The organism is Desulfosporosinus sp. BICA1-9 (assembly GCF_000802135.1).
This window is the reverse complement of the sequence record NZ_JUEE01000161.1, coordinates 1-16174: the sequence shown is the minus strand read 5'-3', so window position 1 is coordinate 16174 and position 16174 is coordinate 1. Positions and strand designations below refer to the sequence as shown.

The window sequence follows — 16174 nt, the reverse complement described above, 5'->3', positions numbered from 1 at the left end:
GAAAGCTATATCAATAAAATTGAGAACAAAAAGTCGTTGCCGTCCATGACAGGATTTTTTTATATCTGCGAATATCTGAATGTCCCTCCAAAGGATTTCTTTGATGACGAAGTAAGCTTTCCGACAAAATTAAATGACTTAATTGATGAGTTAAAGAAGCTAAACGATGGCCAGTTGGAGCATCTTCTGGCTATTATTAAGGACTTAAAGACAAAATGAGAAAAGCAGGCTGCATGAGATTAGACAGCCTGCTTCTTTTTTTTATCTTCCTCCAGCCTTACCCATATAGTCAAACTTGTATTCAGGTATCTCAAAATTGACGTGCAGACGCTTAGAGCCGATCACAAATAAGGCGTGGCCTCGTTTCTTGCTTTCCAGCAATTCTTCCTCCGCTTCGGTAAGATTGTAAAGTTCCTTTGTTTCCTGCAAATTCTTTCCGTCGGTCCCCATAATGATTTTGATACAGGGGATGTCCAGTAGGGCCTGCCCATACATCTTGATTTCAGGGGAAAGAAAATCCACGACGCTGTGGGAGATGATGATTAGTCCTGCTTCATATTTTCTGGCCCGTTTTTCCACATTGCGCAAAAACACAAGGCTCTGCGGCACCTGGGGGTCGATCATCAGGTAGGCTTCATCGCAAATGAGCAGTACCCGCTCGCTTCTGTCTTTGGACATCTGCTCCCAGCACCAGGTCAACAGGTTGAAGTATTGCGTCCTTTTGATGTTTTCGCTGGTGTTTTGCAGGGAATGGGTGTCCAAACAAATGCAGCGGGAATGGGTTTCAACGGCGGTGTGGCCGTTCCACAAAAAGCTGTCGCTGCCGTTGGCTACATCATAGAGCAACAAGGCCAGGTCACGATAGACGGGATTGTTGCTGTCCTTCTCCGCTTTTTCGGTAATCAGCTTATGCAGATCACTGAAGGTAGGAAACTGTGTGTTGGACAGGGTGGTGATATCCGTTTTCCAATAGATGCCGAACTGGTTATAAAGCTCGATGACGCCCTGTTTCAGGATGGCCTTCTGCATGTCCGTGAGGCTGGGCAGGTAGAGATTGAAGAAGATCTCCAGATTCTTAACGTGGAGCGCCATGTCCGACATGCCGTTGCCCTCGTCCCTGTACAGTTTGCCGCCCTTTTCGTCCGGTTCGTCCTCGCTGTCCCTGGGTGCAGGCCGGATTTGCAGAGGATTGATTTTGCCGTTGGCACCGCCTCCCGCGTTAATCCAGTCGCCATTCAAATTCAGGCACAGGTCCCGGTATTCCGATTCGGGGTCGATGAAAATCAGCTTGGTGCCTTTCATGTATTCGGCCAGGGCAATATGCTTGACGGCGGTGGACTTACCCACACCGGCAACACCCATGATGACCATATTGGAATTGGTGCGATCATTGCCGCGCTTCCAGGTGTCTACTATGATCAATCCGCCGTTGTTGTCCTTTGCAAAATAGTACCCGGTGCCGTCATTAAAGCCGCTGGACGCAAACGGAAAGCCGCCCACAAAGGTGCTCATGGGGATAATCCTCTGTACAATGCTCTCCACAACCGGATTGGAGGGATAGGTGGGGGAAATGGTCTGCAAGCCCTCTTTTTGCAGGTTGGCAAGGGTTCTGACCTTGCATTTCATCACGTTGACGACACTCTCCACCCTTCGGCACCCCTTGACAAAGCTTTTTTCGTCATGGGCCACTGGCATGATGACAAGGCTCATCAACGCCACAGTTTCGCCGTTTTGGTCGATCTGGAGCATAATCCGCTCCCCGTCCTCTGCGGCTTTTTCGCTTCTCTGTCGGGTCAAGGGGTCCTTTGCGCCGTCGGCGGCAGCCCGGTTTTGAATAATGCTCTTGGATATGGCTGAAATCAAAGCACTGTTGTCCACCGGCTGGATGCTGATGGAAACAAGGGTGCCCGGTATGTTGGTGATTTTACTCAGCCAGCCCGTATCCACCTTTTGCGGATAGCGAACAACGCCGTAAATCTTTCCTGTGTTTTCACCGATCACCAGGCTGTTTCTTCTGATTTCAAGCCCCATCGGAGAAATGACGTTTAACAGGGCCTCATTAACCGGTACAAACTCGGTCTTTTTTCTTGAGATTCCTATCAAAATACCACACCTCCACCTAAAATGGGAATGGAAGGCGTAAAGTCCGTGTCCTCCAAGTGCATGTAGGCGGGGTTGTTGATGAGGTTGCAGAGCCGTACAATATTCTGCTGTTCCAGGATTTCGCTGCCAATCCCGCAGTCGTCGAGGTTTCCCGCAAAATCCTTTGCCTTCACTAGCAACTCCTTTTCTGCGCCCTCGTCGGCTTTTTCCCAGAGAACGATGTAAAATTGTCGCTCCACCACCTCGCCGGACAGGGCAAAGGTGGTCATCTCCAGGATTTCCTGTTTGAGAAGTTCTTTTTGCTTGGGGTCGGAGGTGGCAAGCGCCGCCGACAGCTCGGAGATTAGGGGCGTAATGTCCACCGGGCGGGATACGGCAAGAAATTTAAAGGGGTGCTGTATGCCGGACATATTCGCTGTAAGCTGCTTGACCAGTTGCTGTTTTTCGCCCTTGCTGAACAGGTCGATGGTGATGGGGTTTATTTTCAGATAACAGAGGACAAGCTGGTCTCTTGTGTAGAGATATTTGCCTTTGATGTCCTTGACGTTGACAAACTCATTGGCTGTCTTTTGCTGACCGTCCGCTGCCGCAACCTGTTTTTTCCTTTTGTCCGACAGCCTGATGAAAAGAAAAGCGCCGCCCCCCAGGGCAGCGCACACCATAATCATAATGATTGGGAAAATCAAGCTATTTCCACCTCGCTTTTATCAATTTCCTGAATGCCTTCGCAATCTACCGATTTGAATATGCTTCTATGCCCCAGACGTAACCACCTCCAGATAAAAAAAGAGCTGCACCCGTTTAGGTACAGCCCCGCAAGCCCTGCTTTATTATAGCTCCATTTCGTCTTCGTCCTCATCTTCGTCATTAAAAAGAGCCTTAAAGAAGTCGTCACTGCTATGGTAAGATTTAACGCTGTTGTACCTTTAGAAGAACCAGCTACTACTGATCAACCAGCAAAATAGTCCGGTTTAATGACAACGCCCTCCTACGCTTACAACGTGGGAGGGCATCTTTCTTCATTTTGATTGTATACATGCTTTGTTTAAATGGCACTTAACACTATTGAAGATTTGCCGGAATTTCTATCAATAGGGAACGATCCGTTTCTACTGCTAATACTCGCTCATTGTACTTTTCTAAGAGGTTACGCCAGCAATGGGATAATGAATTCCTACCAAACTCGTTCATTTCTTCTATGTTTTGTCCGACAAACGCTTCTATCGCATATAGACCAATACGATTCAATATCCCTCTCATTTCTGCCATTTGTTTAGCTGCTTGAGTTTTAGAATCAGTTACTAACAAAATAGCTCTGTAATTGTTTCGCAAGTTTTGGTCACATTTCTCGACAACTGCAGGCATAGGAGCCACAGTCACATGAAACACCGTATCCCCAACAACAAAATCTCCTGGTCTACCTAACTGAATATCAGCAGTTGTATATGAATGGTTTTCAATTTCCATATGGGGATAACGCAAGGCAAGTTTTGCTCCTATAATATGCTGTGCAACGGCTCCAGCAACTCCTTTTTCATTTGCTGCATCTAGAATGTCTGCAACAATTTGTTGTCCAGATCGGTCTAAAGAAATTTCAACTTCAATTTTTCTCCGCTCAAAATATTCTCTTACTCGTTGAACCAACCATCGTTGAAGACTTTCCATAACATCCTGTCGTTCAGAATTGGAAAGCCTAGAGAGAACTTCAAGCGAATTCAATCGCCTGACCAATTCTTCTGCAGAGGTTCTGGTTCCTCTTGTTGTCCTACCACCTTCCCGAGCATATTCGCGTGTTTCACCAAATCTCAGCAAAAGAGCCTTTATAGTTGGCCCCCCGGTTTTACGAACTTGATTCTTCTCTGTTATGTAATCTCCTAACGACAGAGGAAAAGTGTCCTTTATTAGCTCAGTAATAGCAAGTCCAGCACAAACTACATAACGTTTTGGTTCCTGGTCTGGGCTAGGTTTTTGACTCTCATACCAAGACCTGAGTGCTTCTAAAGCCACTTCCATATGAGAATTTGTCGTATTCAACCTGTTCTCCACCTTTCTACAAGTCGTTGCGTAGAACGATACGAAGCAATAACATCCTGTCTCTCGATCATTTGACTACCTCCGCGAGCATGACTTCCTAATGCATTACATGCTGACTGTAATGGTTCAAGTAATTGACGTGACAACCAAGATACGACTGGTACAACGAGACCATCACCCATAGCTTCATAGGCATGGTTGTAAGCATCTGGTAACCAAAACGTATCTTCGACCCCCATTAGCCTTGCTGCCTCCCGAGGTGAAAGTAAACGTGTACGAATTACCCCATTCTCAACAACGACAACAGTTTGTCTACTTGAACCTCCTCTAGGTGTCCGTAGACATCCCGCGATACCGTCAAAACGAACCTCAGCTCGCTGTACCCCTTGCCTAATACGTTTATAAAGAAAGCCGACTTGAACACCACCAGCTAAACGTGCAGCTTCAACTTTATTACGATTTCGATCCGTCATCATCGAGAGCAATCGTTGCGTTTCTTCATCCGAATTCCATGATACCCCGGTTGGTTCACGTTCGATAATTTCGGTGATATTTGGTATATAATTGTTCTCTGGAACTGGTACATTCCACCATCTCCATACAGCTTGAAGATGGGCTGGAAGCTTTGATTTTGCCTTTAATAAAGCTTCCGGGAACCAAATTGAGTTTGCAGCTCCGTTAATTGTAAAGTTGTCAACAGGAACAGTTAGATCTACAGCAACAAGAAATACTCTTTGGCGAGATTGAGGCACAAAGTGTGATGCGTCAATTACCAATGCTCCAAACTGCATTCCTAATGAAAGCAAAGATTCACATAGACCTTCAAAATCACCGCTGTGAATCAACCCAACCACATTCTCAATAACTATTAGTGGTGGTCTATTACCCAACTGTAAAAGACAAAACATATGGTTCCAGAAAGGCCAAAATGCTCCACTTCGACGTGCTAGCATTCCACTTCGCCAACCAGCTAGAGATAGGTCTTGACAAGGGAAAGAAGCCCATGCCATATCAGCATCTATCGGAATGTTTGATACGTCAGCAACATCTCCAAGTACAAAATGACTTGCTTCATGGTTCATTCGATAGATTTCTGCTTTTTTGGAGCTGATGTCATTAGCCCAAATACATTCCCAATTATGGCCTAATCCCAATTTGGCTAAGCCTACTCCGGCAAAGAATTCAAGAAATTTATTTTTTTGCCGAATCAAATAATAACCCCCATTTGCGAAATTATATATCATTTTCTTGCCAAGAAACCCCTAATTGTTTTTATTATAGCATAGTAGTTAAACGGAGCAATTTTTTTGTATGAGGTATACGTAAGATGTAGAGCCGATTGTCCGAATCTAATTCCACTAAACCACTCCCATTCTTAATTCTCTGTACAACTAACTTGATAAGAAAAAGCCATTCTAACCCATGTGCTTGAATTATTACAAAAAATCCTATTTCTTATAATCCGAGTCTTTTGACCTCAAGGTTATGTCTAGATTTCATAGACTCTAAAATAACTTTTCCATTCTTGTCGGGGTAACCAATTGATCTGTTCAATAACATATCAATAGAACTATTGGGGTCATGAAACAATAAACTGTATTTACCACATAGTTCTGGTTCCCGTGTTTTTTCTGCATATACGACACGAATTAAAGTATGCCAATCAGCAATTTTTGCAGAGAGAAACTTTACATCTTCCTTTTTTGATACTGGTAATTCTAAGAGTTCTCCATTTAGGCTTTTGTCGAAAATCGTTATATCTGCAATAAAATAGAATACCGATAAGCTAACTCTTGAAACGAAATCGTCATAATTAACTCCTCTTGGCAAAACAAAGAAGTCAATTCTCACGTTACATTCTTCATTTACCTCTACGACAAAATTGTCTTCTCTATTTGAAATTGTCGGGATATATGATAGCTCCATATTAGCTGGGATATAACAACTACAAATTGGAAATAGAAAAACATTCTTCTTCTGTACTACCCCCGAATGACGAGGGCACCAAACTTTATTCTTATTATCCTTGAAATTAATAACTGGTAGCTTTATTCGCTCTTCACTTTCGTCATAGAAACCGTGCCATGATACAGCGTTAATATGTCTATTACAGTAAATTCGGCCTTGTTTTGTTTGTAAACATGCGATATCAAAATATGTGTTTTTAGCTGCATCAAATAATATATCTACCTCACCCATATGTGAATTGTATCGTTTATGAGTTTCCTTAAACTTAACTCTCAAAATCTTATGACCATTTTTACTAATGATAATGAACTTATTGTGTTTTTCCAATAAATTTAATCTCCCCTTACCAAGCCAACATATTGCCTTCCATGTTATTAATTGAGACTCTGGGTTATCATCCAATACGTTCATCAACATATTTCCTGAGAACCTTTATAAACTTCTTCCATGCGGGTGGATATTCATTGCTTCCAGATTTATTAATTTTATGCCCTTCGGGAAGCCCAATTTCAATATGCCACTGCGTCCCGTCTAAAATCGTACTATTAAAATAGTTATTGTTCCAGTATTCAACTTCACAAGCGGCAATCTCATCAATCAAGTTATACCATTGCTCATTTGACAACTCTTTTTCAGTTAGAACGACATCTTCCATAGCATAATACTCGGAAGGGATTTCATTTTTCAAGTCCAATAGATTATATCCATTGGATGTTTGTCCGTATCTAAGCCACTTCTTCTCACGTCTGCCGTCTATGTAAACATGGTACGATGTACCGAAATAACCGCCAACATAAAAGTCAAAGGAACACATATTTTTTAGTTTAGAGTTATTGCCACCAAACCGTTTTCCGCAATTCTTACAAGCTCGGTTTGGACTGTTAGGAGAGATACAGCACCCGCCAAGCACAATTCCCCTACGCTGCTCATCCCCATAAGCCTCTTGATTCGGCATACCGTATAATAACTTAACAGTATCTGTTGACCCGCAAGCAGGGCATTTGCGTTTTGGCATAATATCTTATGACCTCCGGCGACTTTTTTCTATGTCAATTGCAGTTCAATTTGCGTTTAGTCCAAACGCTCTGCTCCCGAGTTTATCTTTATATAGATTTTCATAGTCTATAACTTCCGCATTAGTCAACGTCTTAGACAATGTTCTTAGAATTGTAAACTGGAATTTGCTGTATCTGTCTATTGGCAAAGCCATTAACAGTTTATTACCGCCGTACCCATTTCTTACGTATTCCTTAAAACGGCCAAGAATCCCTTCATTTCCATAAGCAGAACCAACATATTGTTTGCCATCCTCGGTGTCAACAATTAGATAAACACCGGCAACCGATGAAAGCATTATGTGCCACATCCGATTTGCATCAGGATTTTCAACTATCTTCTTCAAGCTATTGTAATCTAACACAAAATCCTCAAAGCCAGGAAAACTGTCATAGCAGCCTTTGGGGAGGATCTCTATTACTTCCTTTGGTTTCTTATCATTAAGCCACTGATACCAACTTCTTGTGGCACCACCCCATTCTATAACAAGGCGTTCAATTAGGTCTGAAAGAAAATCTGTTCTTCTTAGTTCATAGAAGTACCACCCTGCTTCCCAAAAGTCGGTATAAATCTGATCAGGTAATTGCCTTGGTTGGGATACTGCAATTACTTGAAATATACCAATAAACTTTGCTTGAGTACGATCATGCCCGAGAAAAGTGACGATATAATCACAATCACCAAAAACATTCTTGCTCTGACAGCTTTGATAATGTTCCAATCGCCCTTCCCTATAGAGCCTGTCTGTATCAAAACCACTGTCTTGATGTCTTACAAGCTTTGTCTTTTTATCTATATCTAACCCACTCATCTTTAAAAGGTCGTTTAATGTCAACTTTTTCTACACCTGCCAATCACGATAAGCCGTATGCTCACTGGAATGTATGTTCTTGACGAGACCCGAAGATTAACAGTATTTCTTACGAAGAGGAAAAATTAGATTATACCTGGCCGATGTCGTCGAGTAATCCGCTTTCTAATACCTCGACCAAACTCGGTATATTCTCCGACCATGCCGAGAATTGCTGGACAATCCAAAATGACATTATCATCCACGTGTGTGGATAACCTAATCTTTGTACTATTATCAAGATATGTGATATAGCCATTTAGCCATAATCTATAATTGCCTAAAGTAAGTTCAATAGTGTTTGTCCCAATCCACCTATGCTCTCTATCAGACTTCCTTTCAAGCTTTGCAATTGTCAAGACCAAACCGACTCTATAATTATGACTTAACCAAAACTCAGAGCGACCTTCCACCGATTTAATATCTTGTTTACTGAATTCGTATAGTTTATCATTTATAACCTCATCTTTCGTATCATGCGGATGTGTGTGAAAATCTCCGAGGAAATCATATTGAGGCCAAAACGATGTCAATATATCCCTTTTTAATTCTAGTGTGGCATCCACCGGATCACATGACACATCTTTTCTTTCTGCAGATGTATCAATGGATAACAGTTCTACACAATACAATGTTTTTTCATCAGGGAGTTTAATCTCGTGTCCCCAAAGAAGGCCAAAAGTTTCTACCCCTCTTCTTCGATATTCTCCCCCTTTATGGGCGATGCTGTATGCTTCCAACCCGCTTAGACACATCTGTATCAGAACATCTTCGGATATCCGGATTACATACCCTTTTGGATTATACTCTTCCAACTTTGAATACTCCCCTCTTGGTTTTATAATTCAACAGTTTCCTGAATATTCCTCCCAAAATAAAGTTCCATTTGTTAACTATGTTTTAAGTAACAAAACTAAAATTCCCAAATAATAGGTTCGGGTGTAAAATCTTTTCCCTCCTCGACGATTTCAAATACATCAGCCTTACACCTTGACTTAATCAAAGCACTTACTGCCTTAATAAACACACTTATAAGACCTCCTCCTGATGTCTTCTTTTGTAATTCTCTACCAACATTATAATCCCTACGATGGACATAATTTTGAAATCTCGGTTATTGTTAGGCAACTTAATAAAAAAAACTAGAGCATGATACATTCAGGCTTGCCTTGATGTGATTTTTCAATTGATATTCCCCAACAGTTCGGGATATAATAGAACAAATGTTCTTTTCATGTTCAAAGGGGGAGAATAATGAAAGTTCTTATGAAACCAATAGAAATGATAGCTTGGTTCGATTTGGATGGTATACCTCGGCCAATTCGATTCCGGGTAAATGGAGAGGTTTATAAGGTTCATCAAGTGTCCAATATTTCAGAAGAAAAGCTGGCTGGCAACAGAATTAAGATTTATCGTTGCCAAAGTGAGATTGGTGGACAACCAACAATCTTCTTCAAATAGAATTCCGTATAAATTGGTTGACATATTTTCAACTTTGTTATATTATTGTCATAAATGTTGAATATAACAAGGAGGTAAAGAACATTGACAGATTTTAATGTGATACATAGCCAAAGAAATTTTTTTGAACAACTTTTTGTTCGAAGTGATCTAAGTAAAGCAGATTATAAAATTATTCTTTATTTGTTATGTGTTTTAGATGTTGAAAATTATAAGGCAATTTCTCAAAAGAATATTTCGGAACTGATATTTTTAGACAAAAGCATCGTATCCAAAAGTATAAAGAATCTAATAAATATTGGTATAATTGAGAAATCGGATGACAAGTATATTTCGGGCTATCGTTTTTCACTAGAGTTTAGAGGCGAAAAATTTGCTCAAGATAAAAATGCATTAATTCAAAAGTATTTCAATGATATATAATCATTATTTATTAATTATTAATTTATTAAATGTAAGGAGGTAAAGGATTGATGTCTTTCGAAATTTTTGATGGAGTTAATGCAACTCTGGACAGAGAAGTAAGTGATTTCATGCGTGAAAATGATTGTGATATTGAAGACGCATGCAATGCTCTGGGAATTAACTATACCGAAGCTTATGACTATCACTTTAGTAATGATAATTAATTGTAGGAGGGAGAAATGTATATGTTTGACCCTAAAATAAATCTTGATTTAGACCATTTGGATGATAAAACTATAAGCAATATTTACGATGATAGTGTATTCGCAAGGGATTGGGATACTGTTTCAGATATTGAAGATTATGTAAGGGATAATGACAAGTGGGATATCCTGAATGATGATTGATTAGATTACCGGAAGCTTTTTATAGCTTCCTTTTTTTATCAACATTCTAGACCCCCCCTTTATATTCACCGTAAGGGGGTGAAATAAAAAAGACAAGTTCCGGAATACTGATAGAACTTGCCTTTTATGCTTCAGCTCTGACCCATTTTTTTCTCAGGATCTTTGGCAAAAAATCATAACCATCTCCAGATAAAAAAAGGGCTGCACCCGTTTAGGTACAGCCCCGAAAGCCCTGCTTATTATAGCTCCATTTCGTCTTCATCCTCATCTTCGGCATCAAAAAGAGCCTTCAAGAAGTCGTCACTGCTATTGTAAGATTTAACGCTGGCATAGCTCGTGTCCTCGACCTCTTGGACTGTATATAATTCCGGCTCCCTGAATCGTCTCATGTATTTTTCGATTTGTTCATCCGTAAGAGAAGCTTCTTCACCTGTTCCATCTTCACGGCAGATGATAAAAGTCCCCGCCACAATATCACCGTTATCCAGCTTGCGATTTCCTAGAAGCCCCAACAGCTTGCCTTCCTCATTGCAGTAGAAGAAGGTGTCCCTGTCAAGTTCGACATACTGTATATTTCCGCCCACCATCTCCTGCAAGGACCGGAGATTGTTTTCAATTTCAGCAACATAAGGCGGCTTTTCAGGCTCTACAATCAAAACACGAAGCTTTTTTAAATCCGTTTCGTTTTCTATAAGTTCATTCACAGTCTTTGCCATATAGTCCTGTAATGAAATGGAAGGTACGGAAAGAAAATTTAAACTATCTTCAATTTCAATGAATGTCTTCCCGTTAAAATCGCAAGGCTCCTTGCTGATAACCGTTCCAAAGTGGTTTACAAGGACTGCGTTTTCTAGCGTACACGCCGTACCGTCGTCGCCATGTCTTAAATCGTAGCAATACAGTCCTTCCGGCAGGGTTTCTCTGTCGATTCGGAGAGACGTGATCAGCATTGTTTTATCTAGGATTTCAATCAAGTCATAGTCAAGCTGATTTGCCTTTTCTTTCATAAAGCAGTCTCCTTTCACGCTTCTATGGTGCAAGTGGTGCAAAGTGCCAATCGTCATAGAGTGAGCCGGAAATGCTTACATCATCCCTTATGCTGATTGACAGCATACCGGCAGGGGTCCAGGCGTCCTGAAGGTAGGTATCCACCGTGTATTGTCCGTTGGGATACCAAATCGGAAGAAAATGCACCCTGCGGTTGTAGGTGGAATACCCGTTTGTCTTAAACTGAAACTGCGCGGAGTATCCGTTTGCTGTCCGGTCCAGCAAGCGCCAGTAATCCTTGTAATGGAATTCGGGAAAATAGGCGGTCGCCGTCTGCGCACCCGTCACATGGGAGGACGGCGCGTTGGTTGTAAACTGTGCATTAACGGTAGTTTTTACCCCATAGCCCGATTTCATGGTGCTGCCGCTGGCGGTGGGCACTTTATCATCCGGCAAAAGGCTCATGCTGCCAGAAAGGGATGCGGAATAGTTGTCTCTGAAAAAATCATACCAGCCGTGGTCCTCCCACCAGCCGAAATCATACCAGCTTCCATACTCACCGCCGACCCACACCCAATGGGATATCCATACCCAATAGGGATGCCATTGCGCCCACCAAACGCCCCAGGAGGCCGAGGCTTTCACTGCCCTTGACGGAATACCGACTGTCGAAAAACCGTCGTTTCTGTCCGTTGCCGTGGGATTCGGCGGCTCATTTTCGTCCAGACGGATAATCTTTGCAAGAATTGACGTTTGGCTTAATGTGCCTTTTGTACTGCTTACCGTAATGGTGATTTCCTCCAGGCTGGAGGGTGTGTGCCATTTGCACCACACAAGCTGGCTTTCGCCTGCGGGTATGACGATATTACTGATGGTGTACGTACTGCCCTTGATCCTGAAAGTCACTTTTGCAGGACTGTTGGGATTGATTTCCCCGGAAGCATAGAGAGTGACTGGAGTAATTACGTCCGTATCAACCCTGTATTCGTAATCATAGCTTGTCACAGGAGGCGGAGTTGGAGGTTGTCCGGCAAACCGCACGATACCCAGTCCGAGACAATTGCTAATGGTATCGTTAGACTGGTTTTGGCCCGTTGCGCCGGAATAGGCGGTAAAACCCAGGTCCGTGGTTTCCAGGAACATCGAGAAAGGCAGGTTTTTGTGGGTCAGAGAGCCCATTTTGGAGTTCAGACCACCGCTTAGCAAATTGTCGTACAAAGCCGCTTCCGTCGCGGTCAAGGCCACCTTCTGCCCTTGAAAGGTGAAGTAGGCGATAGGCTCTAAAAATAGCTTGAAAGTTCCGTTAATAAGCGTATCATAGGAAATTCCTACTGTTTCAGCAATTAGCTTTACTGCATATTCAGAACAAAAATATGCTTTAATTGCGTCAATATTTACGCTACCGTCCGCGCTGACAATTCTCGGTAAAGATTGAACGGGATTTTTATAGGTATATTGACTTGTGGTTACGGATAAAGACACTCCATTCCGGTAACTGATTTTACTGACCTTTCCGAAATGATAGTCGGTATCGTCAGGATTTTTATTGGTCAAGTCTATTGTCGTTGTAACGGGTAAACCTGTATCCGCATTGACAACCGTAACACGAACCCCATCATTACCGCTGTTCCAGTAGTTTTCACCGCTTCCTTCTCCAAGACCACCGCCACCGCCATCAATATTGCCACTACCACCCGTATCGGCAAGAGCAGCCGTTGGCAAAAGGTAGCACAGCAGTACAAGGCAAAGCATAAAGGACAAAATTCTTTTCAAACGAACACCTCCAGTCAAAATAAAAAGGAGTACGGCTTTTTACACCATACTCCTTGCACTTTATTCATTTTTTATCAATTCATCTGTCCCACCTGTTTATTGATATCTCCATCTGAATCGACAACTTCACCTTTTCCGCCGCCGCCTTCATCCTTCACCCATCCAAAGCCGGGGATATATACCTTGCCGTCCTTTTTGTCCCCGCTTTTGGGCTCACTGCTTTTTTTCTCCACAGTGGTCTGCTCTTTATCATATACAGGCGGCGTATCGGGATTTTTCAGGGCACCTGCATCCTTGACCACAGGTTTTTCCGGTTCAGCCGGTTTTTGTGGGGTTTCGGCAATCGGTACTTCAACGTCCTGCTGCTTGCTTATATCAAGGGCTACATTGCTTGATGTTTGGCTTTCAGTCCCGTTGGTGGGGGCCGTAATATTAGGGACGGATACCCCGGCCTTGTCATCAGTTTTTATATCATCCACTGTTACGTTATTGCTTATGTTATTTGCGATATTTGATTTATCCTTCTCACCGCTACCTCCGACAAGAGAGAAAACGGCAACGGCCAGAACGACACATATGGCGGCAAGTCCTGAAACCAGCAGCCTCTTTTGGGTTTTGTCACTTAATTTGCTCATAAACTCAACCTCCTTTATAGGGTTTATCAATAAAAAACGAAGTATATTTTCATACATATTATACCATTACAATTTGGGCCGCGTCCAGCGGCCATTAGTCCTATAATTTTTTTATCCCTCCGGGATAAAATGCACAATGTTTTTAGAATTTTGGTGTAAATCCTCCTTTTAGCTTCATGGTGATTTTTAAGGGTGGAAGATGTCCCCACCCAAAGGATAATGGCATTTCCACATCCACCATCCCCGTCGCCGATAGCTGGGAGATGCCGCCGGTGCTGGCCGGGGCAAGGGGTGCGTTCTGCATACTGACGGACAGGTCAGACAGGGTGTATTCCACATCGGGGCCTGTGTATTTTACATATTTTGTGCCTTCTTTTTTTACGCCCAAGGTGCTTTCCAGGCGGGAGTACACATCCCCGGTGTCCAGCTTAACCACCCAATCCGTCCCGCTCAAGGTATAGCCTCCGCTGTAGCCCTCGCGCAGCCCGTTGTAGGCGTCATCCCAATTCTCGGTGGCAACATCGATCATTGCGGCCTGAATCGCGTCCCGCACACCGCTTGCTATGACCATCAGCCGCATATATTCAAAGACCGCGCAGGACAGGATAATCACGACAAGGACAATCGCCAGCGTCAAAGGGGCAGAATTGCCGGAGGTGTGCCGGAGGATTTTCTTTATTATTACCATTATTTATGATACACCTCCGATACGCCTGTCGCCTTCGCGGTCAGGGTAATGGGGAAGGAAGAAAAATCACCGAACAGGCCGATATTGACCGTGGTAGAAAGGGTTACGGTAAATTCTTCGTTCAACTGGATGTTGCCGGTTTTCGACCAACTGATGGCCGGGTCCAAGCCGGTCTCATCTTTCAGCCGATTGGCTCTTGCCGTGGTTTCGCTCCCCACGCGCCCGGCGATTTCAGCCGTGCGGCAAAGCTCCGCCGCAAAGGTGTCCAGCTGCTGTTTAGCGACAAACACAGGTGCAACTCTGACCACTAGGGCAAGCACCATCATTACTGCAAGGACCACCACAACCGCATCAATATATCCTTTTCCGCTTCTGGATTTAAGCACTTTTAGCATTGCTCCACCTCCCTAGAACAGCTTTCCAAAAGCATTCATAATCTCATAGCCCAGTACGCCGAGATACATCAGTAGAAAGCAGCCTAGCAAAAAGAAGGAATACTTCCGCACCTTGCCCGGCTGCTTCATGGCGATGAGCTTCAGCCGCTGCAATTCCAGCAGCTTAAAATCGTGGCTCAACATTTCAAAGTAGACTGCGCCGTTGTCGCCGCGCTTGACGGAAATAAGCCCCCGAACCACATCGGACAGCATGGTGCTCCCGATTCTTGCCTCCAATCTTGTCAGCGCCGTTTCCTCATTGCCTGATTTCATGTCGGCGATGGTGATTTCAAGCTCCTGACGAAAGCTCTCCCCCGCATTCTTTTGATAGGAATTCAAAATGGACAGCACATCGCGGGAAACCTTGAGCTCCTGGGAAACGGTAGAAACGAACCTCGGCAGCTCATATTCAATCCTTTCACGTTTCTCCCTCACAATTTCGTCGGCCACCTGCTGCTCCCTGAAAAAGACCGCCACCGCCAGAAATAGGATGACGGGGCACAAAATGGGGAAGATGGGCAGCATGGGGAAAATCAAAAGCGCTATCAATCCCGCCTTTACCCAAGCCCTGGCGATATAGGTTTCGGGGGTCAGCTTCATCCCCGCGGATTTCAAAGCGGCCTCCAGCTTGCGGCGCCTGTAGCCATCCAGCCTGATAAGCCCGGAAAGCTTGGATGAAAGCTCAAAGACGACTGTTTCAAGGTTCATGGTCTGCTTTTTATCCTGCCTTGCCACCGTCAAGACCGCCTTTGTCGTTGCAAGGGTCGGCAGCTTCAATACGTCAGCAAGGACAAGATATGCCCCTGCCGCGAAAAACAGGACGAAGAAAAATAGAATGGCATACAAGGGTTTCACCTCATTTCAGAATTTTATTATCGCTTATATTCAACCGGCTTTGTCAGCCTGATCACCGCGGCCAGGGACACGAAGATCACTGCACCGCAAACCGCCAGTATCGCCTTGCCGAAGTCCGTATCCACAAGCGCGGAATACCAGTCCTTGTTCAAGAAATAAATCAGCGGTATGTTGCCGACCAGCAGCAGCGCCATCGTGATAAACTCCTTTAAGGGCTCATACATCATATAATCCAGCTCCGCCGATACCACCCGCACGTCCGACAGCTTTGAAATTATAGGGGTCAATGTGGTTTTCAAGGTTTTATCCTCCTGGCAGGCGGTCATGGCGTCCAGCCACTCATGGAACACATCGTTGTTCAGCCGGGGCTTCATGGCTTGAAGGGCCTGCTTCACATTGACGCTGATCAATTTGGTGTCGGCGAGAAAGCCCTGGAAAACATCCGCGACCGGCGGGTTCAAATAGCTGAGGTTTTCCTCCACCGCCGTGATGACGCTCTCATTTCGGATATAGGAGGT

19 protein-coding genes and 1 pseudogene are annotated in these 16174 nt (G+C 43.7%); 5 read left to right on the top strand and 15 right to left on the bottom strand.

Annotation, left to right across the window (positions count from 1 at the left end; all coding sequences use genetic code 11):
• Nucleotides 1-219: helix-turn-helix transcriptional regulator (locus tag JL57_RS20400; protein WP_034143811.1), on the top strand; the 219-nt coding region annotated here is incomplete at its 5' end.
• Between the two features lie 42 nt (nt 220-261).
• Here the strand turns inward: JL57_RS20400 and JL57_RS20395 are convergent.
• The 8 genes from JL57_RS20395 to JL57_RS20355 all read right to left on the bottom strand — a co-directional run bounded on the left by JL57_RS20395 (nt 262) and on the right by JL57_RS20355 (nt 8826).
• Complete coding sequence (locus JL57_RS20395; protein WP_291300344.1) at nt 262-2103, bottom strand: VirB4 family type IV secretion system protein; 1842 nt, start codon at nt 2101-2103, stop codon at nt 262-264.
• A complete protein-coding gene (locus JL57_RS20390; protein ID WP_034143810.1) occupies nt 2100-2789 on the bottom strand; it encodes a hypothetical protein in 690 nt (229 codons plus the stop codon). Before JL57_RS20390 ends, JL57_RS20395 begins: the two co-directional genes overlap by 4 nt.
• 376 nt (nt 2790-3165) lie before the next feature.
• Nucleotides 3166-4137 carry a DUF4928 family protein gene (locus tag JL57_RS20380; RefSeq protein WP_034143808.1) on the bottom strand — a complete coding sequence of 324 codons (972 nt, stop codon included), beginning with the start codon at nt 4135-4137 and terminating at the stop codon, nt 3166-3168.
• Entirely contained in the window at nt 4134-5348 is a 1215-nt protein-coding gene (locus tag JL57_RS20375) for a DNA cytosine methyltransferase (RefSeq protein ID WP_291300343.1), read from the bottom strand. The genes JL57_RS20380 and JL57_RS20375 overlap by 4 nt, the downstream gene beginning before the upstream one ends.
• Before the next feature lie 244 nt (nt 5349-5592).
• The gene (locus JL57_RS20370) at nt 5593-6516 is read right to left on the bottom strand and encodes a hypothetical protein (protein ID WP_034143807.1); all 924 of its coding nucleotides are present in this window, start codon (nt 6514-6516) and stop codon (nt 5593-5595) included.
• Nucleotides 6500-7120, bottom strand: a complete 621-nt coding sequence (locus JL57_RS20365) for a hypothetical protein (RefSeq protein ID WP_291300342.1) — start codon at nt 7118-7120, stop codon at nt 6500-6502. The genes JL57_RS20370 and JL57_RS20365 overlap by 17 nt, the downstream gene beginning before the upstream one ends.
• A gap of 45 nt (nt 7121-7165) precedes the next feature.
• Nucleotides 7166-7996 carry a GIY-YIG nuclease family protein gene (locus JL57_RS20360; protein WP_291300341.1) on the bottom strand — a complete coding sequence of 277 codons (831 nt, stop codon included), beginning with the start codon at nt 7994-7996 and terminating at the stop codon, nt 7166-7168.
• Between the two features lie 101 nt (nt 7997-8097).
• On the bottom strand, nt 8098-8826 hold the full coding sequence (locus JL57_RS20355) for a hypothetical protein (RefSeq protein ID WP_009624148.1): 729 nt from the start codon (nt 8824-8826) through the stop codon (nt 8098-8100).
• Between the two features lie 439 nt (nt 8827-9265).
• Between JL57_RS20355 and JL57_RS20350 the strand changes: the two genes are divergently transcribed.
• From JL57_RS20350 to JL57_RS35020, 4 genes are all read left to right on the top strand, one after another.
• Nucleotides 9266-9472: a hypothetical protein gene (locus JL57_RS20350; protein WP_034143806.1), complete on the top strand. Its 207-nt coding sequence runs from the start codon at nt 9266-9268 to the stop codon at nt 9470-9472.
• An 84-nt stretch (nt 9473-9556) separates the two neighbouring features.
• Nucleotides 9557-9895 (top strand): MarR family transcriptional regulator, encoded by a 339-nt coding sequence (locus tag JL57_RS20345; protein WP_034143805.1) that lies wholly within the window; start codon nt 9557-9559, stop codon nt 9893-9895.
• Between the two features lie 50 nt (nt 9896-9945).
• Nucleotides 9946-10101, top strand: coding sequence for a hypothetical protein (locus JL57_RS35025; RefSeq protein ID WP_009624156.1), 156 nt, complete (start codon nt 9946-9948; stop codon nt 10099-10101).
• A gap of 21 nt (nt 10102-10122) precedes the next feature.
• Nucleotides 10123-10284 carry a hypothetical protein gene (locus JL57_RS35020; RefSeq protein WP_291300340.1) on the top strand — a complete coding sequence of 54 codons (162 nt, stop codon included), beginning with the start codon at nt 10123-10125 and terminating at the stop codon, nt 10282-10284.
• Nucleotides 10285-10523: 239 nt separating this feature from the next.
• Here the strand turns inward: JL57_RS35020 and JL57_RS35015 are convergent, their stop codons facing one another.
• The 7 genes and pseudogenes from JL57_RS35015 to JL57_RS20310 all read right to left on the bottom strand — a co-directional run.
• Nucleotides 10524-11291, bottom strand: a complete 768-nt coding sequence (locus tag JL57_RS35015) for an LPD28 domain-containing protein (RefSeq protein ID WP_291300339.1) — start codon at nt 11289-11291, stop codon at nt 10524-10526.
• Nucleotides 11292-11313: 22 nt separating this feature from the next.
• Complete coding sequence (locus JL57_RS20335) at nt 11314-13044, bottom strand: hypothetical protein (RefSeq protein WP_034143804.1); 1731 nt, start codon at nt 13042-13044, stop codon at nt 11314-11316.
• A 74-nt stretch (nt 13045-13118) separates the two neighbouring features.
• Nucleotides 13119-13679 carry a DUF6550 family protein gene (locus JL57_RS20330; protein ID WP_034143803.1) on the bottom strand — a complete coding sequence of 187 codons (561 nt, stop codon included), beginning with the start codon at nt 13677-13679 and terminating at the stop codon, nt 13119-13121.
• Between the two features lie 142 nt (nt 13680-13821).
• Nucleotides 13822-14367, bottom strand: coding sequence for a hypothetical protein (locus tag JL57_RS20325; protein WP_034143802.1), 546 nt, complete (start codon nt 14365-14367; stop codon nt 13822-13824).
• Complete coding sequence (locus JL57_RS20320; protein WP_034143801.1) at nt 14367-14762, bottom strand: DUF4320 family protein; 396 nt, start codon at nt 14760-14762, stop codon at nt 14367-14369. The genes JL57_RS20325 and JL57_RS20320 overlap by 1 nt, the downstream gene beginning before the upstream one ends.
• A gap of 12 nt (nt 14763-14774) precedes the next feature.
• A complete protein-coding gene (locus tag JL57_RS20315; protein WP_034143800.1) occupies nt 14775-15647 on the bottom strand; it encodes a hypothetical protein in 873 nt (290 codons plus the stop codon).
• Between the two features lie 26 nt (nt 15648-15673).
• Nucleotides 15674-16174, bottom strand: a pseudogene (locus JL57_RS20310) (hypothetical protein); the annotation flags it as partial.